The sequence below is a fragment of the Dactylosporangium sp. NPDC051541 genome, from assembly GCF_044454505.1.
Taxonomy (GTDB): Bacteria; Actinomycetota; Actinomycetes; order Mycobacteriales; family Micromonosporaceae; genus Dactylosporangium.
Genome location: NZ_JBITDU010000022.1, coordinates 99,024 through 121,582 on the forward strand (window position 1 = coordinate 99,024; position 22,559 = coordinate 121,582).

A 22,559-nucleotide genomic window follows, 5' to 3' on the forward strand; every position below is an offset into this window, starting at 1 on the left:
GTTTTACGGTTCACAGCGTCACAGTGTCGCTGTACCGGAGGACCCCGTGGTTTCGCTTCTGCAACCCTATGATCTCGGCCCCCTGCGCCTGCCCAACCGTGTCGTCATGGCGCCGATGACCCGGGTCAGGGCCACGCGCGACGGCCTGGCCGGGCCGAGCACCGCAACGTACTACGCCCAGCGCGCCACGGCGGGACTCATCGTGTCCGAGGGCGCCCAGCCGAGCCTGCCGGGCCAGTCCAACCCGCACACCCCGGGCCTGCACAGCGACGCGGCCGTCGAGGCCTGGCGGGGACTGTAAAAATAACGGCTCTGGCGCAGAAACGGTGGTGCCGGTCGATTGGGGTCGATGGCCAGGCGGAAGACTGACGGTGGTGCGATCTTGCCTGGGTCAGGGTGCTGCTGCCGGAGCTGTCTTCGCTGGTCATCGATGAGGTGGTCGATGAGGGCCGGGTTGTGCGCGTGTCGGCGAGGACGCAGCGGACGTCGGTGGGGTGTCCGGCGTGTGGTGCGCCGACCGGGCGGGTGCATGCGTATCACCTTCGGCGGCTTGTTGCACTACCGGTTGGAGGGCGTGGTGTCGTGCTCGAGGTGCGGGTCCGGCGGCTGCGGTGCCTGACCGCAGACTGCTCGCAGCAGACGTTCCGGGAACAGGTGCCCGACCTGACGACCCGGTGGGGGCGTCGGATCCGGCAGCTGACCGCGCTGGTCGGCGACCTCGCGGTCCTGGTGGCGGGGCGGGCTGGCGCAGCGGTGTTGCACCGCCTCGGCGTGCGGATCTCGCGGTGCACCGTGCTGCGGGTCCTGCTCGGTCTGCCGGTGCCCGAGGGACCGGTTCCGGCGGTGCTGAGCGTTGATGACTTCGCGCTGCGTCGCGGCCGCGGGTATGCGACGTTGCTGATCGACGCGGTCACGCACCGCCGGGTCGACGTCCTGCCCGATCGCAAGGCGGACACCCTGGCCGCGTGGCTGCGCGAGCATCCCGGGGTGCGGGTCGTCTGCCGTGACGGGTCTGCGGCGTATGCCGAGGCGATCCGCACTGGCGCACCACACGCGGTGCAGGTCAGGGACCGGTGGCATCTGTGGGCAAACCTGGTCAGGGCCGTGGAGAAGACGGTGATCGCTCACAGTGGCTGCTGGCGTGACGGCCCGGCCTGCGCAGCCATTGGACGAACGCACCCTTGAGCGGCACCGGGCCGTGCATGCCCTCCTCGGCCAAGGCCACGGCCTCCTCGAGTGCGCCTGGCGGTTCGGCTGGGCGCTGAACACCGTGAAACGCTGCGCCCGCGCGGCCACAGCCGAACACCTGCAACGCCCGCCGCGCTACCGCGACACCCTCGTCGACCCGTTCCGAGATCATCTGCGCCGCCGCCGCGCCGAAGACCCCGGCGTGCCGTCGACCCGGCTGCTGGCCGAGCTCCGCGAGCTCGGCTTTACCGGCAGCGCGAACCTCCTGGTCCGCTATCTCAACCAGGGCCGCGCCGACGCGGCACGCAAGCCGCCGTCACCACGCCGGCTGGTCGCCTGGCTGATGACCAAACACGCCGATCTGCCCGCCCAGCACCGAGACCACAGACACGACTTCCTCACCGCCTGCGCGCACCTCACCGTCCTCGCCGAACGGGTCGAGCAGTTCGCCGGGCTGCTCACCGAACGCCGCGGCCAAGACCTCGACGCATGGATGGCCACGTGGCTGCGGGTGCGCCGTTGCTGCGGCAGGCGAGTTCGATCTTCAACGTTGGCCAGACGTTTGCCATCAGCGCGCAGTTGTCGTTATCGCAGACGGCGAGCCCATCGACGGTAGGATCCCGTTGCTGAACAGGCGTTGCGTGACCTGGAACGACGTACCGTGACCCCGGCCGAGTCACGGATCAATGTCTGGCGCGGACGCCCTACGGCCGGTTGCGCTTGAACGCAAGCCACATCGGAACACGGCGATGTCGACTGCACGCGATCGAGCTGGCTGCGAGCGCACTTGCCGAAGCGCGGCTACTCCACGCAGCGGCTACAGGCCGCGGTGGTGCGCCCAGCGGCGCGCGGCGTCGAAGACGTCGAGCTTCCACGGCTTGGGGTCTGCCGAGGCGATCTCGTCCCAGACCGCGACGTTCCCGGCCACGAGCGTGGATACCGCCTCGTCCGCGGCGGTTGCGTAGGTCGGCACCGTCTCCGCCCACCGCTCGGCGTCCTTGGGGTGGTGCCCGGCCCGGATCATGTGCAAGGCCAGGAACGCCGTGTCGACCCACGCTGCAGCGAGGGTTGGCCAGGCCCAGTCGACGAGCCGGGCCGTCGACCCGATCAGGATGTTGTGGGCCTGCATGTCCGTGTGCGCGATCGTCGCCCCGTCGAGCAGGTCCGCATGGTCGCCGGCGTAGTTGGCGTACCGGTCGGACATCGTCCGCAACGCCAGGCCCTCGGGAGGTGACACCGCCGCGAGCCGGCCGAGCAGATTCGCGATCAGGTCCAGGTCCGGCGAGCCGGGCCGGAGGTCAGCGTGCCGGTGCTCGGCAAGGTACCGGAACCCGAGGACGTCCCATCCCGCAGCGGCGACGTGGAACTTTAGCGGCGCGGACAGGTCGCGGATGTACGGGTTGACGAGCGCCTCCAGGGTCTGCGTGCGGACGGCCCGGGCGGTGTCGGGGACGCCTTTGAGGAAGTACCGGTCGCCGCCCTCGGTGGTCATGGCCAGGGCGAGGAGGCAGTTGCTGCCGGAGGGCATGTGCATGCCGGCGGCGAACGGGCCGGTCTCGTGCTCGATCAGCCGCCGGACCTGGTCGGGTAGTTCGGCCCAGCTGACGCGAGTGTGCACCCTGCTCTCCGTTCTGCGTGCCGACCGACCACGGTACCCGGACACGAGGGCGGTCCCGGCAGACGAGCCGAGACCACTCCTCGTTCGTGCGTTGCGGGTCAGTACGGCTGGTCGTCGCCGGCGTTGCAGGCGCACTTGTTGTTGGCCAGGACGGTCTGCTCGACGTTGACGAACTGTATCTCCGTCACGTCAGCAGGCGGTTCCGGCGGACGTCGCGAGATCGTGACGGGTACCGCCGTCCGCGGACGTCGCGGTGCTGCTACGGGTGCCATTGATGATCACCTCCCCAGTTTCTCGGTGCTGGCAGTAGCGCTCCATCGGCGACTTCGCCTGCCGGTACAGCTGCACCAGCGGCATGCAGGTGCCGCACGTGCCTTGGACGGTGCATCCGGTGCATCCGCCCTGCCTGGTGAGCAACTGGTCGGCGATGCCGCCGAGTCGGCGCAGACCATCCACGCCTTCGGCGAGGAGGTCGATGTTCGGCTTCCGGCCGATTTTGCACAGCGACGCTTTGCCGTGCGGGTCGACGTGGAAGAACGTGTGCCCGGCGTTGCAGCCGGTGAACGGCTTCCGGTCGGCGATGAGCGGGATCGACTGGACCGCGAGGGGGTTGGCGTCGCCTTGGATGGTCGGGGCCATGTTGCTGAACACGTGGTACGGCACGCCGAGGTCTTCGGCGAGGGCGCGCATGCCGTCGACCTCGGTGTCGTTCGTGGTGGTGGCGAGGAGGTTGAAGTTCATCGGCAGCCCGGCCTCGGCGGCGGCGGTGATCCCGCGGTGGAACGTGGCGAACGCGCCGCGGCGACGCACGAGCGCGTCGTAGGTGTCTGCGGTCGCGCCGTAGACGCTGATCGTGATGTGGTACGCGGGCCGCTCCCGCAGCAGGTTGAGGATTTCCGGCCGCCAGAGCCGCGACGCGTTCGTCGAGATCGAGATCATCATCCCGAGGTCCCACGCGTAGTGGTAGCTGTCGACGAACAGCCGGTCGATGAGGGGCTCCCCGCCGGTCATCTGCAACCACACCACACCGGCGTCGCGAAGGACGTTGAGCACGGCGACCCGCTGCTCCCAGTGCATGCCCTCGAACCGTTTCAGGCCCAGGTAGCAGTGCTCGCAGTCGTAGTTGCAGCCGAGGTTGAGCTCCCACGTCGCCCGCCCATAGCCGAACTGGCCCGGGTTGCGGACGCAGACGGCGTCGTTGAGCTGTCGTCCGGCAAGGTCGAGGCTCCAGCCGTCCCGGGCGGCCGACCACAGCCAGTCCGGCACCACGCCGTTGGCCTCCGCTGCCTGGCGGAGCTCGTCGTAGTGCCCGGCCGGGATGCGCATGCCCTGCTCGCTGCCGGGCCGCAGGATCAGGTGCCCCTCGTCGAGGAACGGGGCGGCGATGAGCTGGTGCACGATGGTCACCTCTCGGATCAGTCGACGTTGGACAGCGCACGGATCTTGTCGAGCGCGTCCTCCCGGACGAAGAGCGTCCGCTCGCCTGGCTTTCGACTGCCGGCCGTGGAGAGCTCGAAGCCGGTCGCCTCAAGAAACCCCGGAAGGTTCTGCCGCTCTGGCACCTCGGTCACGCGGAAGCGGACGGCACCGAAGCCGTACAGGTAGTCGTCTTGGGCCAGGGACAGCAGCTCGCCGACCGTGAGTGTCGGCCGGACCGTGTTGCCGCCCGGCCCGCCGGTCACCACGGTTCTCTCGCTCGACCGTCACGGAGCCCGGCGTGGATGAGCACGAGGGCTGTTGCTCGCGCGAGCCGCCATTCGTTGCAGGGGCGCGGACGCCCGCACACATCGCCCGCCCCGCTGCCTGGTTGTTTGCGATGTTGCTGGCCCTCTCGGAGCAACGTTGCGATGTCCATCCGTCCCCTTGGATGCGGAGGAGGGCGGCCGACAACAGCCTGTGCAGCATCAGCCGCCCTCGGTCTTCGGGTGCGCGGCGGATGTGGTCCCGTGGCGGAGTGTTCAGCCGGGGCGACTGTGCTGCCGCCGGCCTTCATCCGCCGCGCTGTTGGGCCCTATGTGGATCGCCGTCCGCCATCGAACCTCGCCAGTGACGCTAGGGCTACGGAGCGAGCGGTCTCAACGAGTGTGCTCGAACTTGCTCCAACTCATTCGCTGGCATCGTCCAGGACCGCGATCGCCCGGGTGATCAATGTGCGTGCGTCGGCGCCGTAGACGGCGAGGTCGGCCAGCCGGCGGAACACGTCGGCGTACATGGCGATCTCGTGCGGCTGCGTGATCGTGAGGTGGCCCGAGACCAGCTCCGCGGTGACGGTGGAGTCGTCGAACATCCAGAAGCCTTCGACCGGCCACATCGTGGACCGGTCCGCGTCGAGCGGGATGATGCCGAGCGACACCGCGGGCAGCGATGTCGCGGTCAGGAGGTATCCGAGCTGGCCGGCCATGGTGACGGGGCCGCCGATCGGGAAGCGCAGCACGCTCTCTTCGAGGATGATCGCGAACCGGCCGCCCTGGTGGACGACCTGCTGTTTGTCGACCCGGACCTGCACCGCGTCGTCGATGTCGCCGGGGATGTTCCGGCGGACCGCAAGGCCGGCCAGCAGGGCGGCGATGTAGGCGCGGGTCTGGATCGGCCCGGGGATGAGGCGCGGGTTGTAGATCCGGAACGATCGGGTGCGTTCCCAGAGCGGTACGACCCGCTCCTGGGCGGGGCGCAGGCCGGCGCGTTCCATCCGCCGCCACTCGACGAACATGCCCTCGACGTCGCGGAGCTGGGCGATGAGGGCGGTTGCCTCGTCGGGTACTCCGCACGCCTGGCACCAGGCCCGGATGTCGTCGGGGGTCGGTGTGGTCCGGCCGTGCTCGATCTTACTGACCTTCGACTCGTGCCAGCCGACGACGCCGCTGAGGCGCCGCCCCGTCAGACTCGCATCGGTTCGGATCTCGCGGAGGCGACGTCCGAGCGCCTTGAGGGCCTCACGGGCGCTCGATGACGGCGATGCCACAGCGCGGGTCTGCTGGTCGGTGCTACGCGGGCTGGTACTGCTCGTGCGGGACCGCGCGCTCCCACACCGCCTCGAACGCCTGGCTGCACAGCTTGATCACGTCCGGGTCGGTGACGATCTCGTGGCCGGTTGAGCGGCCGTCGCCGTTGAAGTGGCCGATGCGCAGGATGGTGCCGTCGAAGAGCCAGAAGTCGTTGCCGGGCAGGGCCAGGTCGGTGGCCTCGCGGCGTGGCAGCCAGCGGATCTGCTCGCCGGCGGCAACGTTGGTGAAAGTGCCGTCGTACTCGAAGCGGATGTACTCACTGATGGGTTCGGAGACGATCCGGGCGCGGCGAATCGCAACGCCGCGGGCGACAACTTCCGTGATCAGGTCGAGCCAGGGCCGCCACCACGAGGTCCGGTCGGCTGGGTCGTCGCGGTGGCCGTATTGCCAGGCGATGAAGTTCGGGTCGGTGCGGTCGTACCCGTCGCGCATTTCGAGGTGCACAGCGGAGCTCGAGCAGCCGCGGAGCAGTTGATCAATGGTTGGCGCCGCCACCGTTCACCTCCAGGAAGAACTGCACCATGCGTCGCGGCAGCTCGATGACGGTCTCGTGCTCGGGGAGGCTGAGCTGGGCCAGCCGCTCCGGGTCGGTGACCTTCCATCCCTGGACGATGTACGAGTCGGTGGTCCGGTCCAGATAGATGGTCGGCGAGTCGCCGTCCGGGCTGTCAGGGTTTTTGCCGAGGAACTGTAGTGCCACCGGACGCTCCTTCGCGCAATATGTGCTCGAACATGCTTGGTCGAGTCTCGTCCTGAGCCGTCGATATCACAAGGCGTGCCCGGGTAGCTATCTTTGAGTGAGCTGGCCCAGGCTGCCTCATCGCCTCATCGCCTCGTCCAAGGAGAGGTGAGTTCGAGCGGATCACTGACGGGTCCACGGATGCCGCGTTCAGCCCGGACGGACGCGACTCGAGCGGTTATAAAAGCGAAGGGCTCGCTGTTCGATGCGAGCCGTCGACTTCCAGCCGTAGGTGGGTGGTTCTCGCCACGGCGGCGTGCCTCGTAGATCAACTCAGACCGCCAGGCTCTTGCCCAGGCCATGGCCTATCTCGCGTTGTACGCCGCGTAGGACTTGAACCTACAACCCCGCAGATTAAGAGTCCGCAGGTGCCAGCACTCGCCGGCGGTGGCGGCGCGCCCGGAGTCAGGCGCTCCGCCGCCGCGCACTTGCCCCTGACGTCAACGTGAGGTTTTACGGTTCACAGCGTCACAGTGTCGCTGTACCGGAGGACCCCGTGGTTTCGCTTCTGCAACCCTATGATCTCGGCCCGCTGCGCCTGCCCAACCGTGTCGTCATGGCGCCGATGACCCGGGTCAGGGCCACGCGCGACGGCCTGGCCGGGCCGAGCACCGCAACGTACTACGCGCAGCGCGCCACGGCCGGCCTCATCGTGTCCGAGGGCGCCCAGCCGAGCCGGCCGGGCCAGTCCAACCCGCACACCCCGGGCCTGCACAGCGACGCGGCCGTCGAGGCCTGGCGGCCGGTCACCGCGGCGGTGCACGCGAACGGTGGGCGGATCTTCGCGCAGATCATGCACGGCGGCCGGGTCGGGCATCCCGACACCACCGGCTTCGTGCCCGTCGCTCCATCGGCCGTGCGCCTACCGGCCGACGTCTTCACACCGGCCGGGCCCCGCCCCGCGCCGGTGCCGCGAGCCTTGAGCCGGCGTGAGGTGCAGGGCGAGGCGGCGGTCTACGCGCAGGCCGCCCGCCGCGCCATCGACGCCGGGTTCGACGGCGTGGAGCTGCACGGCGCCAACGGCTATCTCATCCAGCAGTTCCTGTCCTCCAACGTCAACCAGCGTACGGACGAGTACGGCGGCTCGCTCACCGGACGCATCCGCTTCGCCGTGGAGGCGGTCGAAGCCACCGCCACCGCGATCGGCGCCGAGCGGGTGGGACTGCGGCTCTTTCCGGGCGGCACGATCTGGGACATCGTCGAGGACGATCCGTTCGGCCTCTACACCGAGCTCTACCGGGCGCTCGCACCGCTGGGCCTGGCATACGTGCACACCCTGATGAACGGCGACCGCGAACTCTTCGACGTGCTGCGCAAGGAGTGGCCGGGCACCTACGTCGTCAACCCGTCGGCGGGCATCGTCGGCCGGCCGGCGGACCAGGCCGCCGGCCAGACCTGGCTCACGCGCGGCGCCGACCTCATCTCCTACGGCCGGGCCTACCTCGCCAACCCCGACCTCGTCGAGCTTTTCCGCACCGGCCTGCCACTACGGGAAGCCGATCCGGAGCTGTTCTACGCGGGCGGCGACGACGGCTACATCACCTACAGCAGCCACCAGTATTAAGACGTACTCGCCAGGCCGGCGGCGCAGGTACGGAGCCGACCGGCGAGGCCCGGATCGAGTCGCTGGAGCGTGGTCAGGTCCGTGCGGAGATCCAGCAGTTGGGACCAGAGGACGGCGCGACCATGTTCGAGCTGCACCACAGCGCTCGTTCCGCCTTCGGTGCGGACCGCGGCCGCGGCCGCGTCGCGGGCGACATCGGGCACCTTGGCCAGAATCCACTCGCGGCTGGCTCGGCCGGACCCTCGCCAGGCCAGGACGGGCAGGATGTCGATCGCGGCCCGATAGCCGCCGACGGCCGATGCCCACGTACCGTACTCAGCCGCGGTCGAGGCCCAGCCGACGGCCGCGATCAGCCGTAGCCGGCTCGGCGCGGCTGTCACCTCGGCTGCTGACTGCAGCGCGGCCAGACCCCGGTCGAGGTCGATGGCCGCGCCGGTGAGCCGGAAGCGATCGCACAGACAATGGCCGAGATTGGCCAGGGCGGCCGCCCGCAGCGGATCGCCGGACCGCGCGTCGCCGACGGCTTCGGTCAGTGTCGCGATGGCCTCGTCGAGGGCTGCACGGTCGCCGGTGTGACTCGCGACCATCTGCAGCGCCTTGCCGAGGTTGGACACGTGCATGACGCGCTGCGGGTACGTGGCGGGCGTGGCTTCGACGCCGGCGCGGGCGACGTGCACCGCCTCGTCAAGGTCGTCGGGATCGTGGGCGTGGTCGAACCGGGTCTGTAGCACGATGCCGAGGTTGTTCAGGCGAACTGCCTGCGCCAGGTCACCGTTGGTGCCGGCGGCGACCGCGCGTCGTCCCGCGTCGATCGCGGTGTCGAGGTCGGCAACGTCCCGGGTCTGTTCGAAGCGGTGCAGGAGCACCGCGGCGAGGTTCGACAGATACTGCGGCAGGTCCGGGTGGTCCGGCCCGGGGACGACGGCGACCGCCGACCGGACCGCTCGCACCGCCTCGTCCAGGTCGGCGAGCTCCTGTGTGCGGGCGTAACGAGCGTCGAGCGCGACTGCCAGATTGGACAGGAAGCCGCAGTGCAGCGGGTGGCCCGAGCCGGCCGCAACAACGCGGCGTATCAGCTGGATGGTGCGGTCGAGGTGCTCGAGGCCGCCCGTGTGCCGGAACTGCGCCTGCACGGCGCCGGCCAGGTTGGACAGCGCGAGCGGGTACGAGGGATCGCTCGGCGGCGTCAGCTCGAGTGCCTCCGCGTACGCGGCGATGGCGTCCGAGAGATCCCCTGGCCGCCCGGCGACCTGGAATTGTGCGTCGAGCACGAGGCCGAACGTCCCGAGCAGCACCCCACGTTCGGGGTGGTCGCCGGGCATGGTCGACAGCGCCTCGCGGCCGAGGTCGACGGCCCGCTCCAGATCGCCGACGTCGCCGGTGCGCTGGTACCGCGTATGCAACGCTCCGCTCAGGTCGCTCAAGTAGGCACAGCGGTCCGGGTGGTCCAAGGCCGTCGCCGCGACCACTTCGCGCATCAGGCCGATCGCCTCCTCGAGCCGCGAGGGTTCGCCGCCCTGCTCGAAGCGGATCTGCAGCGCGATCGCGAGGTTCATCTGGCGATCGGCCCGTCGGGGATGAGCGCGCGGGGTGGCGTCGAGCGCCGCCCGTGCGTACCGCACCGCCGCATCGAGGTCGGCCACGTCGGCAGTCAGGGTGAACCGCACCCGCAGGGCCATCGCCAGGTTCGTCAGGTGCGAACCCCCGGTCGGATCGCCGTCTTGCACGATCCGTCTCAGCAGTTCGATCGCCCGGTCGAACGCGCCGTCATCGCCGGTCGATCGCGCATAGCTCAACATCCGGTCGGCTTCTTCAGCGAGATCCTCATAGCTGTCCGGCTCGACCGGCTCGGCATCGCTGCCCACATCGTCCATCGATGCTCTGAGCTCGCCGGGAATCAGCTCCGGGTCGGACTCGGCCAGCTCCGTGAAGATTTCCAGCGCGAGACGGAGGTCGTCGTAACTCTCGCCGGACGGCTGGGCCTGATACCGGCACCAGAAAAGCCGTCCCACCGCCTCCAGCACCTCGGCCGGTGGTCCGCCCGGATCGTCGGCGACCGTCGACAGCAGCGCGCCCGCGTCGTCCACGGCCTCGTCGGCGAGCACGGCGCCCGCGTCGCCATGCCTCGTGTATGCCTCGACCCGCGCCCGCACGGCGTCGATGAGCGACCGACCGGCCATCTTGCGACCCTAGCGCTCGTTCGGCAGGACATTGGTCAGCAGCGCATCGCCGTGCGAATCTTCTGCGGCACGGCCGAGCAGACGGCGGCTCGATCGCCGTACTGCTGCCAGTAGGGGTCCGCCGCCCAGTGCCAGTTGCCGTCCCCATACCGCAGGATGATCCAGTCGATCGAGTATCCCGTCACCTGGGCGTAGGCGTAGCCGCTCTGGCACGTCACGTCCCCGGAGACGGCGAAGTGCACCGGTGCGCCCTCGAAGATGGTCGGGCCTTCCTTGTCGGCGACCTTCTTGAAGTCGGCGGCGTTCAGGCACGGCCCGGTCGCCTGGCCGCGGGATTTGCCGGTCGGGACGGCGGTCGGGTCGGTGATGCCGGCAGGCATGGCGATGCCGCGAACGTCGTTGGCGATCTGCGTGCCCTTGCCGTTCAATTCGCTGTACAGCGTCCCGTTCTCGACCACGACGGCCTTGAGCGTGCCGGTGACCTGCCGCACCGATTGCAGTGGGCCGCCGTCGACGCTGACCCACGTGTCGCCGTCGAGCCGCCACAGGCTGGCCGGCATGATCGGGATCCCGCCGTAGGGGTCGCAGACCCAGCTCGACAGGGTCGCGTAGAGCCTGCCGTCGCGGCCCCACCACGCGTCGCGCAGGCCGACGTCGGCGTCGTCGCCGGGGCCGGGCTGCAGCGCGCCGGTCTTCGTCGCGGTAGTGGTCATGGTCGCGAGGTCGGTGAAGAACACTGGGCTCGGATGGGCGCAGTCACCCATGGCCTCGACGACCTCGTAGACGAGCTTTCCGCCGTCGGTCGCGGCGGCGAACACCTCCTCGACGGCGGGGAACGAGTGCACGAGCCGGGCCTTCCCGGCCGCGTCGACCCAGTACAGGTCGTCGCCGGCGAGCAGCGCGTAGCCACCGTGACCGCCGGCCAGGACGTGGCGGGGGCGCCGGCCAGCCGGTAGGGCGACAGCGATCGGGGCGGCGACGGTGCGGTCACGCAGGTCCTGCACGGTGACCTTGCCGGCGCTGTCGACCCAGGCGACGCGGGAACTGTCGACGGGCACGGCCTCCTCGCATTTGCAGCGGACGGTGCCCTGCTCGCCGGTCGCGGTGTCGAGGAAGGCCAGCTGACCGCCGGTGGTGACGGCATAGGCGTAGCGGCCGTTATCGGTCCAGCCCGGATCGCCGCGGAAGGCGCCGGGCACCTGGTAGGCGACGCGGTCGTTGCGGACCACGGCGAGCGTGTCGCCGGTGAGGTACGCGTAGCTGGGCTCGCTCTTGGCCAGTTCGTCGCCGACGACGCCGAGGATCTCGTTGACGTGCTGGATGAGGCGGGCCTCGTTGGTGTGGAAGCAGGCACCGAGCACGGCCAGGGGCCAGTAGGTGCGGGCGTCGAGGTCGCTCTTCTGCCCGGCGTCGACCATTAGCGAGTCCCACAGTGCGGCGACGGGGGAGTCGGTGAGGCGGCACTCGGAGACTCGCTCCGGGTGGTCGCCGGACGTCGCCGAGAAGGTGTCGACGACGGCGTCGCCGACGTCGGCGTCCGGGCCCTTGAGGAAGAACAGCGAGTGTTGCTCGATGATCGTCCGGCTGGCCAGCGTCTCGACGTCGGTGCCCTTCGGCCATGCTGACAGAGCGCGCATTTCCGGGCTGCCGTACGACAGCGCCTTGGCCGCGGCATAGGCGTCGATGACGTAGTTGAGGACGTCGCACGGCCCGAAGCCGTTGACGTCGCGGCACAGTGTGATGAGCACGTGCATGATCGCGACGATGGTGGCGATCCGCTTGTCGACCTTCGCGCCGACCTGGACCGCGGTGTCGAACAGCACGGTGCCGAGACCGGCGATGATCGAGCCCTCGTACGGCGTGCCCAGCGTCATGATGAGCCCGACCCGGCCGCGCCGGGCCGCACCGTCGGGCGCGGCGTCGCTGAGCGCCCAGCGGGTGATGAGGCCGCCCATCGAGTGGGCCACGACCATCAGCTTGTGGCCCTTGAAAGCGGCGTTGCCGGTGAGGCACTGCTCGGCCGCGACGAACTGGTCGCCGCCGGCACCGGGCTCCCGGAACCACTTCTGCGCGACGTCGCTGTAGTCGAGGGTGTAGACGGCCGCGCCGGCGAACTTCTGCAGGTTGCCCAGCAGGCTGTGATTGACCGACGGCTCGAGCTTCAGCGTGGACATGTTCGTCGGCTGGGACCACATGTCGGGATTGCCGCGCCAGCCGTGGACCAGCAGGATCGGCGTGTAGTGGCCATCGGCGTGGGGGCGCGGCTGCGGTACCGAACCGTCCCGGCCCTTCTCCGGTGCCGCCAGGTGCACCCGTTTGCCACAGTCTGCCGGCGGGGTGGTCGCGTCGGCCCGGGCCGGCCCGGCGGCGACGACTCCCGCGGCGGCGGCCATCAGCAGCGCGAGCGCGGCCCGCGCGGCCCGGCTCACGCCGCCGCCTTGATCGGTGTGGTGGACAGCACCCGCCAGGCGCCGTCCTCGAACACCACGACGACGATGAACCGGCTGGCCGCGGTGCCCGGCGGCTGGGCGCTCACGGCAACGGAGGCAACCGCGCCGGTGCGCCGCCACGTCGCCGGGTCGACGATGAGCACGGTGCCGGCGGGCAGTGCGCCGCGTACGTCCGGAAACTCCTCGCGCACCCCGCCGGCCAGCACCTCGGCGTCACCGGCAGCGAACCGTCCGGGGAGCCCGGTCAGGAGTCTCGTGACGTCGTCGAGGCGTTGCTGCTCGCCGGGGTCGGCCGAGGTGCGCACGACGACGATCTCCGGCGGCCCGGCCGCCGCCCCGCCACCGCCTCCGTCGGTGCGCCACGGATGCAGCAGCATGATCGCCATACCGGCGGCGACGATCACCACGACGGCTGCGGCGAGGACGGCGATCATCCGCCGGGAGAGGCGTCGCACCTGGTGACCTCCGTTCGCAACCACGTTGGGTGTCTCACCAAAGCACGCCCGGGACCCGGAACTGTTCGGCTGTGCGGCCGGGTCAGTCGTCTGATCGGGTCGCCATGCTCCGGCGCACGGCGTCGAGGCGGACCGCCAGTTGCGGGTTCGCCGCCGACAGCCGGGTCAGGTCGGTGCGGGAGTTCAGCAGCTGGGCCCAGATGACCGCCCGGCCCGCCTCGACGAGGCTGACGGCAGTGCCGGCCCGGCCGGCGTTCAGGGCGCTGGCCGCCCCGCCGGTGCCGAGGTCGCGGGCGACGTTGAGCAGCTTCCGTTCGCGATCCTCGCGGTCCAGGCCGGGCCAGATGGCGACGTCGAGGAGGTCGGCGGCGCTGACGTACCCGTCGACGGCCTTCGCCCATTGCCCCCGCCGGGCGGCCAGCGAGGCCCACTCCCGCGCCGCGGCGATGCGCCAGTCCGGCGCGCCCGACTGCTGGCCGGCGGCGTGCTGGTACGCCGCGACCGCCTCGTCGAGATCCGCCGGCGACGCCGAGTGGGCGTGCCGGGCGAGCAGCGCGTCGGCCAGGGCCAGCTGATGGAACTCCAGCCCGGGGGCGGCCGGATCGGTCAGCCCGACCGCATCGCGCGCGAGCCGCACGGCCTCGTCGGCGGCGCTTCGGGAGTGGGGCGCGCGGGTGCGCTGGAGCAGGTTGCTGAGGTTGCTCAACCGGCTGGGCCGGTACCGGTCGGTGGCCGGCGTCCGTTCGATCGTGTCCCGCATGATCTGGATCGCCTCGTCCGCGTAGTGCGGTTCGCCGGTGTGGTAGGCCATGTCGGCCAGCGCACCGGCCAGGTTCGTCGCGTGGCCGAGGTCGTGGACGCTGCGCAGGGAGCGCACGGCGACCGCGGCCCGGCCCGCATCGATCGACGCCCGCAGGTCTTCGACCCGGCCGTTCACGAAGAACAGGCTGCGCAGTGCGCTGCAGAGGTGGGAGTTCATCCAGGCCCGGTCCGGTGAGTTCGTCGGCAGCAACGCGATCGCCTGCCGCCCGGTTTCGATCGCGGCGATGATGTCGGCCAAGGCGCCGTACCGGCGGAACCGGCTGCGGAGCAGTCGCTCCAATCTGGACAGGTGCTCCGCGCGGTCCATGTCGGCCGATGCCCGCACCGCATCGCGGGCCGCGCGGATGCCGTGCTCGATGTCCACGCGATTGCCCGTCCGGTCATGCCGGTCCTCCAGGCACGAGGCGAGCAGCCCCAGCGCGGCGGCCCGGTCGGGCCCGGACACCGGTGTTCGCTGCACCCAGGTGTCCGCGACCGCCACGGCCTCGTCGAGATCCGCGGCGTTCCCGCGCAGGTCGTACCGGCTGGTCAACACCGACGTCAGGTTCGTCGTGCGCTTCCCCAGGTCAGGATCGTCCACCGCGGAGCCGGCCACGGCCGCCCGCATGAGGTCGACGGCCCGGTCGAGGTCGGACAGGTCGCCGGTGTGCTCGGCCCGGGCCCGGTACGTCAGACCGAGCATCGCTCGGTACATCGCCGGATCCTGCGGCCGGCCGGTGCCGCGCACGGCGGCCTCGCCGCAGCGCACCGCTTCATCGAGGTCGGCCGGGTCCCGCCGATGGTGATAACGGTTGCGGAGCGAAACGCCGAGATTCGATTGGTACAGCGGGGAGCCCCCATCGGCAACCACTGCCTCCCGCCCGCGGGTCACCGCCTCGTCCAGGCTGCCCGCGTCGCCGGTGTGCTCGAACCGGTTGCTCAGCATGACGCCGAGCGCGTTGAGCACGCTCGCCCGGGCACCGTCGTCCGCGGGAATGTCGACTGCGCTACGCAATACGGCCGCAGCCTCGTCGAGCAGCGCCACGTCCCGCCGCTCCTCGAACTGCCGCAGCAGCTCGGCGGCCCGCTCGTAACGCTCGCGGACGTCGCGCGCGCCGAGCGGGATGTACTGCCGCATCTGCTCGGGCACCAGTTCCGGCGCGTGCGACGCGATCATGCGGAACAGCTTGACCGCCTGCCGTGCGTCGTCCTGATCCTGCCCGTCCGGCAGGACCGCGGCGCGGCCCATCGCGAACATGCCGAGCGCGTGGGCGACCTCGACGGTCCCCTCGCCGGCGCCCCCGAACGTCGCACTCCACAGGGCATTGGCCTCGGCCACCGCTTCGCGCGAGAGCAGGAGGCCGGGTTCGTGCGTCACCAGGAACCGGTCCACCCGGTGCCGGATCGCCCGCAGCAGCTCGTCCATCGATCGATTCTGGGCCGCCGCCGATCGGAACCGGGCGGCCACCCGGCTCGACCTCGCCGGACGTTCAGGCAGTCCCGCCGACCGGCCGACCCGGATCGCGTCCGTCAGGTGGAAGCATGATGCGACAGCAGGTCGTCGGGGCGCTGCGCGGCCGGGTCCGGCGTTTCGACGCGACGGGCGACGGTGGTGCGGTCCTGGAACCCGCGGCGACGGCCGAGGCGCAGGCGCTCATGCAATCGGCCGAGGCCGGCGGTCCCCCGTTGGATATCGAGGCCCATGCCGTCCTCGGCTGGTTCTTCTGGTCGCGTCATCAGGCGGCGCCCACCGGCACCGGACGTGCCAAGGTGACCGATTACGAGATCGCCGTCCTGCACTTCGCTCAGGTCGCCCCGGACGACCCCGCGCGACCGGTCCCGGCGGCCATCCGCGCTGTGCTCGCCGGCACCGACCCGTTGCCGCCCGGCACGCCGACGTCGGCGCTGTGGGCGGCCGGCGCCAGCTGGCTGCTGCGTCGCGCCGAGGTAACGGGCGACCTCGGCGCCCTGGACCGCGCGGTCGGCCTGCTGCGCCGGGCGGCCGATGCCGATGCCGAAGACCGTCCCGGCCGGCTGTCGGAGCTGGGCAACGCGCTGGCCACCCGGTTCGATCTGACCGGCGCCGCGGCCGACCTGGACGACGCCGTCGAGGCCCATCGGGCGGCGGTCGAGGACTGTCCGGAGGGCGCGGACGGCTTGGGCGGGTACCTGAACAACCTGAGTATCTCGCTGCGGCAACGGTACGAACATCGTGGAACGGTCGACGACCTGCGGGCCGCGGTCGTCGCCGGGGAACGGGCCGTGGCACTGGTAGAACGTCTCGACCCGCGACGGCCGGGACGCCTGTCGAGCCTGGCATCCGCGCGGCACGCCGCGTTCCGGCAGCACGGACGCGTGGAGGATCTCGAACGGGCGATCGACTGCCTGCTCGAGGCGACCTTCTTCGCGACCGACGATCCTGGGCTACCCGGCTACTGGAACAACCTGGCATCGGCCCGGATCACACGGTTCAATCATGCCGGCGACATGGAGGACCTGAACACCGGCATTCTCGCGGCCCGCCGGGCAGTACAGGCCACCCCCGAATGGCATGCGGACCGGCTGCAGTACCTGTCGAACCTGGGCGTCCACCTCACCCTCCGGTTCGCGTTCACCCGGGCCGAGGACGACCTCCGCGACGCCATCGCGGCGGGCCGGGCCGCCGTGGCCGCGACACCTGCGGGTCACGCCGCACGGGCCGGGCGGCTGTCCAATCTCGGCACCACCCTCCTGGACAGCTTCAGCCACACCGCGCGCCTCGCCGACCTCGATGCGGCGATCGCCCAGTTCGAAGCGGCGACGCGAGCGGCCGTTCCGGGAGATCCGGGGCTTGCGGGCTTCCGGTCGAACCTGAGTGCCGCGCTGGGCCGCCGGGCCGAGCAGGTCGACGACGCGCCGGGCCTCGACCGGGCCGTCGACACGGGCCGCTCGGCGCTGGCCGCCCACCCGCCCGACGATCCCGCGCGACCCGGATCGGTGGTGAACCTGGCCGGCTCGCTGATCGCCCGCTACCGGCGCCAGGACACGCTCGGCGATCTCGACGAGGCCGTGGCGCTGCTGCGTGCGGGACCGTGGACCGCTCGCCGGCCGGAAGTGCTGCGGTTGGCGGGCCTGTGCACGGCGCTGCGGCACCGATACCTGGTCAACGGCCGGGTAGAGGACCTCGACGAGGCGATCGCGGCCGGCCGGGCGGCTGTGGACGCGACGAGCTGCGGCCTCGACAACACCGCCGGGTTCGCGACCAACTTCGGCGGGGCGTTGCTGGCCCGCTACGACCTCGCCGGCCACCGACCGGACCTCGTCGAGGCCGTCGTCTGGCAGCGCCGGGCGGTGGCGGCAACCGCGGCCGGGCACCCCGATCGTCCGCTGTACCTGGGAAACCTCGCGAGCTCGCTCGCGCGGTTGTGTGAGGCGACCGGTTCCGTCGCCGATGCTCTGGAGGCGGTCACCGCCGCCCGCGCCGCGCTGCACGAGACGCCGCCGGGGCATCCACAGCTCCCGGTGCGGCTGGCGACGCTCGGCGCGGCGCTGCTCAGCCGGGCGGCCCGGCTGTCCGAGCCCGGCACCCTCGATGAGGCGACCGAGCGGCTGCGGGAGGCGCAACGGGGCGCGACCGACCGGGCCGCACGGGTCGTGTGTCTGATCAACCTCGGCAACGCGCTGATGCTGCGGCACGAACGGACCGGGAGCGGCCCGGACGGCGACGCCGCGGTCGGCTACCTCCGCGGCGCGGCCGCGCTGCTGAGCGACAACCGCACAGCGCAGGCGGCCGTGTGGTCGAACCTGGGCAACGCGCTGCGGGTCCTGCACCGCACGACCGGGTCCCAGGCGCACATCGACGAGGCGATCGCCGTGCTCCAGGTGGCGGTCGAGTGCGCCGCGCCGGCCGACCCGAATCGTGCCCCGTACCTGAGTAACCTCGGGGCCGCCGAGCTCAGCCGCGCCCGCCCGGCCGACGTCGACGCCGCCGTCGCCAGCCTCGATCAGGCGCGCGGCGGCATCCCCGCCGGCCACCCCGCCGAAGCCGTTTGCGTCCTGAACCTGGGCCTGGCATTGCGCGAACGGTACGGTCGCGGCGGCGGCCGGCCGGACGGCGACGGAGCCGTTCGAGCGTTCCAGGACGCCGTCGCGGCGACGACGGGACCGGTGCTGCACCGGATGACGGCGGCGATATGGCTCGGTTCGTTCGCCACCGACCTCGGCGACGCGGCCACGGCCGCGGACGGCATGGCCGCGGCGGTGGGGCTGCTGCCGTCCATCGCCTGGCACGGCCTGATCCGGGCCGACCGCGAGCGGTGGCTCACCGACTGGTCCGGCCTGGCGACGGGCGCGGCCGCGCTGGCGGTGGCCGCCGGCCGCGAGGAACAGGCGGTCGTCGTGCTCGACCAGGGCTGCGCCGTGTTGTGGACGCAGATTCTGAACACCCGCTCCGACGTGACCGCCCTGGCCGCGGTCCGCCCGGACCAGGCCGCCCGTCTGCAGGAGATCCGGACCGAACTGGAGGGCACCTCGATCACCGTGCTCCCGGAGCCCGCGGTCTCGTGACCGCAGGCCCGGACGTTCCGGCACATAGGCTGGCCGGTATGACACCCGTCGACGCGGTCCGGGAAAGGCTTGCGGCTTACTTCCGCGGCCAGGAGGCGGACGTGCTCGCCGGGCCGGAGGCGCTCGCCGAGGCGCGCCGGCTGCTGACCGGGGCGCTGCGGGTGCGCGACGATGATGAGGTCGCCCTGGAGGAGGACCTCCTGGCGCTCGTGGCGTTGTTCTTCTGGAGCCGGTGGATCGAGGCGCCCACCGACTTCGAGGACCCCGACTGCCAGACCGCCTACCGGCTCTACGCCGTGCTGCGGGCCGTCGACCCGGAGGCGACGGTCCCGCCGCAGCTCGACGAGCCGCTCGCGGACGCCGAGCCGGTGCCGGAGCTGCTGCACCAGGAGTCGCGGGACCTCGTCGACGGATGCCTCCAGGAGTTCGACGACATCGCCGTCGAGCTCGGGATCGGGCTGGGACGGTGTGCCGTCGCGCTGGCCGAGCGGGACACGGCGGAGCGGGCCGAGTACTCCTGCAACCTCGGGGCCGGGCTCTTCGCACGGTACCGCCACCACGCGGACGAATCCGACCTGGACGAAGCGATCATGCTGTTCGCCGCCACCGACGGACTCGGCGGCGACGAGGAACAGGCCCGGTACCAGGCGAATCTGGGGGTCGCGTGGCACACCCGGTTCCAGCGCGGCGGGCGGCCGGAGGATCTGGCCGGCGCGGTGGCCGCACACCGGCGGGCGCTGCGCCATCAGCCGGACACGGCCCGGTACCGGTCGCAGTACGCCGCCGTCCTGCACACCCGCTACGAGACCGGCGGGCGCCGGCGAGACCTCCGCCGGGCGATCCGGCACGCCGACGGCGACGAGCCGCAGCAGCGGACCAACCTCGCCCTGATGCTGCGGGACCGGTTCGAGGCGCTCGGTGACCCGGCCGACCTGCACCGGTCCATCACCCTGCTCGAGGCGGTCGTGGAGGGCACCGGGCCCGGCGACCCCGACCGGGCGCGCCGGCTGGCCGCCCTGGCGGCCGGGCTGAACATGCGGTTCACGATCACCGGCGATGTGGAGGATCTCGACACGGCGGTCGCGCTGGACCGCGAAGCGGTGCGCACGGCCCGGCCGAGTGATCCGCACCGGCCGAGCTACCGGTCCAACCTCGGGCACGCGCTGCACAACCGGTTCGACGAGCGGGGTGACCCGGCCGACCTCGAGGCCGCGGTCGCCGCGCATGCCGAGGCGCAGCAGCGCGGCGATCCGCTGCGGGCCGGGAACGCGGCGAACGCGCTGGCGGCCCGGTTCGACCAGCTGAGTGACATCGCCGATCTCGACAGAGCGCTGCGGGTGTACCTCGAGTCGGTGGACGGCCTGCCCGAGGGCTCCATCCACCGCGGCGGGCAGCTGTCGAACCTCGGCGGCCTGTGGTTCGACCGGTTCCAGCGCACCCACGACCTGGACGATCTGCAGCGGGCGATCGCGGTGCACGAGGCGTCGCTGCGCTGCACCCCGCGGCGGCATCTCGATCGGTCCCGGCGGCTAGTGAACCTGGCCACGGCGCTCGACTCGCGGCACGAGCGGACCGGCGACTTCGCCGACCTGGACCGGGCCGTCGAGCTGCACCGCCGGGCCTACGCCATCGCGCCGGCGGCGCGGGCCGGCCATCACGCCTCGGCCCTGGCCATCGCCCTGCACCTGCGGTTTCACCTGCGGGGCGGGGACGGCGACCTCGGCGAGTGCATCGCGCTGCTGCGGGTGGCCGTCGACTGCCGGGCCGATCATCCGGATCGGCCGCGGCGGCTTTCGGTCCTGGCCAGCGCCTTGATCACGCGGTTTCGGGACCGGGGGAACCCGGCCGACATCGCCGAGGCGGCGGCCATCATGCGGCAGTCCCTCGCGGCCACGCCGGAGCGGCACGTCCAGCGCGTCGGGCGGGAGGTGATGCTCGGCAGTGCCCTGGCCAAGTCCGGCGATGCGGCGCTGGTCGCCGAGGCGGTGGACATCCTGCGGGCCGCGGCCCGGGCGCGCGAGGCGAGTTCGTCGCCCGGGTACCGGCTGCGAACCCTCGGCGACGGGCTGCTCGAGCTCTGGGAGCTGTCCGGCTCGGCGGCCGATCTCGAGGCGGCGGTCGGGGCCTACCGCGACGCCGTGGCCGCGACCGACGACGCCGACCCGGACCAGGCCCTGAACCGGTACGACCTGGCCAACGCACTGGCCGCGCTGGCCGACGCGACGGGGGACACGAACCGCCGGCGGGAGTCCGTCAAGCAGTACGCGGCGGCGGCCGGGCAGGTCACCGCGGCGGCGCTGGTGCGCATCCACGCGGCCGGGGAGTGGGCGGCGCAGGCCGTGGAGCTGGCCGACGCGCCGGGCGCGGTCGAGGCGTACGCGGCGGCCGTCGACCTGCTGCCCCGGCTGGCCTGGGTCGGGCTCGAGCGCCGCGACCAGGAGCGGGCCCTCGCCGGCTGGAGCGCGCTGGCGGCGGACGCGGCGGCCGCCGCGCTGGCGACCGCGGACCGGGACCGGGCCGTCGAGCTCGGTGACCAGGGCCGGTCGCTGCTGTGGGAGCAGCGGCTGCACCTGCGACGCGACCACCGTGACCTGGCCCGCCGCCGGCCGCGGCTCACCGCGCGGCTGGACCGGGTCCGCCGGGAACTGCTGAGCGCCGCAACCGGAATCACGCGGCCACCCGGCCGGACAACCGCCGACGTTCGGCCGGAACCCGGCGGCGCGCTTCATCCCGGCGGTACCGGTCCGGTTTGATGGTCGCATGATGCCTGGCCGCCCCGACCAATTCACCCAGGACGTCGACCGGCGCATGGCGCTGGCCCGGGAGTGGGACGAGCTCGTCGAGCAGGTCAGGGCACTGGAGGGGTTCGAGGACTTCCTGCGCCCGCCCCGGCTGGAGACACTGCTGCCGGCCGCGGACCGCGGCCCGGTGGTGATCATCAACATCAGCCGGTGGCGGTGCGACGCGCTGGTCGTGCGGGCGTCCGGGGTAAGCGTGGTCGAGCTGCCGAACCTGCGGCAGGAGGACGTCGTCGCCGAGGTCGAGGCCTATCTGGACGCGGTGCAGGGCCGGCAGGCCGCGACGCTGGCCGGCCGGTACACGCGCGGCACGTCGGTCCGCGACATCGACCCGGCCGACGCGGCGAACCCCGTCGAGGCCGCCCTGGACCGTTGCCTGCACTGGATGTGGGACGCGTTCGCCGCCGACGTGCTGCGGCACCTCGGCTACACCGCGCCGCCGGCCGGGGACTGGCCGCGGATCTGGTGGTGCCCGACCGGCCCGCTGGCCCTGCTGCCGGTCCACGCCGCCGGTGACCACAGCACGGCCGGTGAGGCGGTGCTGGATCGGGTCATCTCCTCGTACACCCCGACGCTGCGCGCGCTGGTCGAGGCGCGCAACGGCGCCGGGCCGCGACACCCCGGCGCGGAGCGGATGCTGTTCGTCGGCATGCCGCACACCCCGGGCCAGGCCGACCTGCCCAACGTACAGTCGGAGCAGCTGCTCATCACGGAGCTGTTCGGGGACGCCTGCACGGCACTCGTCGGCGAGCGGGCGACCCGCGACACGGTCATGGCGCAGCTCCACGATCACGAATGGGTGCACTTCGCGTGCCACGGGGAGCAGAACCTGGCCGACCCGTCGCACGGCGGGCTGCTCGTGCACGACGGCCCGCTCACCGTCACCGACTTCAGCGCGCAGCAGTACAGCGGCGACTTCGCCTACCTCTCCGGCTGCAAGACCGCCGTCGGCGGGGTACACCTGCCGGACGAGGCCATCACGCTCGCCGCGGCCCTGCACTACACCGGCTACCGGCACGTCATCGCCACCCTGTGGTCGATCTGGGACAAGGAGGCCGCCCAGGTCGCCAAGGAGGTGTACGAGGACGTCGCGGCCGGTGGCGTCCTGAACGCCGACCGGTCGGCGCAGGCACTGCATCACGCGGTCCGCCGGCTGCGGACCGAGCACCGCCACCGGCCCAGCGTGTGGACCCCGTTCGCGCACACCGGACCCTGA

At 71.8% G+C, this 22,559-nt stretch carries 17 protein-coding genes; 7 read left to right on the top strand and 10 right to left on the bottom strand.

Annotated features, from left to right (window positions below; genetic code table 11):
* Positions 1 to 46 precede the first annotated feature (46 nt).
* The 3 genes from ACIA8L_RS50545 (at position 47) to ACIA8L_RS50555 (ending at position 1,804) form a co-directional block, all read left to right on the top strand.
* Entirely contained in the window at positions 47 to 301 is a 255-nt protein-coding gene (locus ACIA8L_RS50545) for a hypothetical protein (protein ID WP_395916550.1), read from the top strand.
* A 95-nt stretch (positions 302 to 396) separates the two neighbouring features.
* Positions 397 to 1,185, top strand: coding sequence for an ISL3 family transposase (locus tag ACIA8L_RS50550; RefSeq protein ID WP_395916552.1), 789 nt, complete (start codon positions 397 to 399; stop codon positions 1,183 to 1,185).
* Positions 1,166 to 1,804, top strand: coding sequence for a hypothetical protein (locus ACIA8L_RS50555; protein WP_395916554.1), 639 nt, complete (start codon positions 1,166 to 1,168; stop codon positions 1,802 to 1,804). The genes ACIA8L_RS50550 and ACIA8L_RS50555 overlap by 20 nt, the downstream gene beginning before the upstream one ends.
* Before the next feature lie 201 nt (positions 1,805 to 2,005).
* Here the strand turns inward: ACIA8L_RS50555 and ACIA8L_RS50560 are convergent, their stop codons facing one another.
* The 6 genes from ACIA8L_RS50560 to ACIA8L_RS50585 all read right to left on the bottom strand — a co-directional run bounded on the left by ACIA8L_RS50560 (position 2,006) and on the right by ACIA8L_RS50585 (position 6,511).
* A complete protein-coding gene (locus ACIA8L_RS50560; protein ID WP_395916556.1) occupies positions 2,006 to 2,806 on the bottom strand; it encodes a hypothetical protein in 801 nt (266 codons plus the stop codon).
* A gap of 189 nt (positions 2,807 to 2,995) precedes the next feature.
* Positions 2,996 to 4,204 (bottom strand): radical SAM protein, encoded by a 1,209-nt coding sequence (locus ACIA8L_RS50565; RefSeq protein WP_395916557.1) that lies wholly within the window; start codon positions 4,202 to 4,204, stop codon positions 2,996 to 2,998.
* Between the two features lie 17 nt (positions 4,205 to 4,221).
* Positions 4,222 to 4,491, bottom strand: a complete 270-nt coding sequence (locus tag ACIA8L_RS50570) for a hypothetical protein (protein WP_395916559.1) — start codon at positions 4,489 to 4,491, stop codon at positions 4,222 to 4,224.
* Between the two features lie 419 nt (positions 4,492 to 4,910).
* Positions 4,911 to 5,768 (bottom strand): helix-turn-helix domain-containing protein, encoded by an 858-nt coding sequence (locus ACIA8L_RS50575; RefSeq protein WP_395916561.1) that lies wholly within the window; start codon positions 5,766 to 5,768, stop codon positions 4,911 to 4,913.
* Positions 5,769 to 5,790: 22 nt separating this feature from the next.
* Positions 5,791 to 6,243 carry a DUF6879 family protein gene (locus tag ACIA8L_RS50580; RefSeq protein WP_395916563.1) on the bottom strand — a complete coding sequence of 151 codons (453 nt, stop codon included), beginning with the start codon at positions 6,241 to 6,243 and terminating at the stop codon, positions 5,791 to 5,793.
* A 43-nt stretch (positions 6,244 to 6,286) separates the two neighbouring features.
* Positions 6,287 to 6,511 (bottom strand): hypothetical protein, encoded by a 225-nt coding sequence (locus ACIA8L_RS50585; protein WP_395916565.1) that lies wholly within the window; start codon positions 6,509 to 6,511, stop codon positions 6,287 to 6,289.
* Between the two features lie 535 nt (positions 6,512 to 7,046).
* Here ACIA8L_RS50585 and ACIA8L_RS50590 point away from each other — a divergent pair.
* A complete protein-coding gene (locus ACIA8L_RS50590; protein WP_395916567.1) occupies positions 7,047 to 8,114 on the top strand; it encodes an alkene reductase in 1,068 nt (355 codons plus the stop codon).
* Here ACIA8L_RS50590 and ACIA8L_RS50595 read toward each other — a convergent pair.
* From ACIA8L_RS50595 to ACIA8L_RS50610, 4 genes are all read right to left on the bottom strand, one after another.
* Positions 8,111 to 10,294, bottom strand: coding sequence for a hypothetical protein (locus tag ACIA8L_RS50595; RefSeq protein WP_395916569.1), 2,184 nt, complete (start codon positions 10,292 to 10,294; stop codon positions 8,111 to 8,113). The genes ACIA8L_RS50590 and ACIA8L_RS50595 overlap by 4 nt on opposite strands.
* A 35-nt stretch (positions 10,295 to 10,329) precedes the next feature.
* Positions 10,330 to 12,723, bottom strand: coding sequence for an esterase/lipase family protein (locus ACIA8L_RS50600; RefSeq protein ID WP_395916571.1), 2,394 nt, complete (start codon positions 12,721 to 12,723; stop codon positions 10,330 to 10,332).
* Positions 12,720 to 13,199: a hypothetical protein gene (locus ACIA8L_RS50605; protein WP_395916573.1), complete on the bottom strand. Its 480-nt coding sequence runs from the start codon at positions 13,197 to 13,199 to the stop codon at positions 12,720 to 12,722. Before ACIA8L_RS50605 ends, ACIA8L_RS50600 begins: the two co-directional genes overlap by 4 nt.
* Positions 13,200 to 13,281: 82 nt before the next feature.
* Positions 13,282 to 15,426, bottom strand: coding sequence for a hypothetical protein (locus tag ACIA8L_RS50610; protein ID WP_395916575.1), 2,145 nt, complete (start codon positions 15,424 to 15,426; stop codon positions 13,282 to 13,284).
* 116 nt (positions 15,427 to 15,542) lie between these two features.
* Between ACIA8L_RS50610 and ACIA8L_RS50615 the strand changes: the two genes are divergently transcribed.
* Genes ACIA8L_RS50615 through ACIA8L_RS50625 form a run of 3 tightly spaced genes read left to right on the top strand, consistent with a single transcriptional unit; the run spans position 15,543 to position 22,559 of the window.
* A complete protein-coding gene (locus ACIA8L_RS50615) occupies positions 15,543 to 18,545 on the top strand; it encodes a hypothetical protein (RefSeq protein WP_395916576.1) in 3,003 nt (1,000 codons plus the stop codon).
* A gap of 38 nt (positions 18,546 to 18,583) precedes the next feature.
* Positions 18,584 to 21,298, top strand: coding sequence for a hypothetical protein (locus ACIA8L_RS50620; RefSeq protein WP_395916578.1), 2,715 nt, complete (start codon positions 18,584 to 18,586; stop codon positions 21,296 to 21,298).
* A gap of 7 nt (positions 21,299 to 21,305) precedes the next feature.
* Positions 21,306 to 22,559 (top strand): CHAT domain-containing protein, encoded by a 1,254-nt coding sequence (locus ACIA8L_RS50625; protein WP_395916580.1) that lies wholly within the window; start codon positions 21,306 to 21,308, stop codon positions 22,557 to 22,559.

Bases quoted from the DNA above. Each gene is read 5' to 3' on its own strand.
- ACIA8L_RS50580 (WP_395916563.1), bottom strand. From the start codon at position 6,243: ATGCGCGACGGGTACGACCGCACCGACCCGAACTTCATCGCCTGGCAA.
- ACIA8L_RS50595 (WP_395916569.1), bottom strand. From the start codon at position 10,294: ATGGCCGGTCGGTCGCTCATCGACGCCGTGCGGGCGCGGGTCGAGGCA.
- ACIA8L_RS50610 (WP_395916575.1), bottom strand. From the start codon at position 15,426: ATGGACGAGCTGCTGCGGGCGATCCGGCACCGGGTGGACCGGTTCCTG.
- ACIA8L_RS50615 (WP_395916576.1), top strand. From the start codon at position 15,543: ATGATGCGACAGCAGGTCGTCGGGGCGCTGCGCGGCCGGGTCCGGCGT.
- ACIA8L_RS50620 (WP_395916578.1), top strand. From the start codon at position 18,584: ATGACACCCGTCGACGCGGTCCGGGAAAGGCTTGCGGCTTACTTCCGC.
- ACIA8L_RS50625 (WP_395916580.1), top strand. From the start codon at position 21,306: ATGATGCCTGGCCGCCCCGACCAATTCACCCAGGACGTCGACCGGCGC.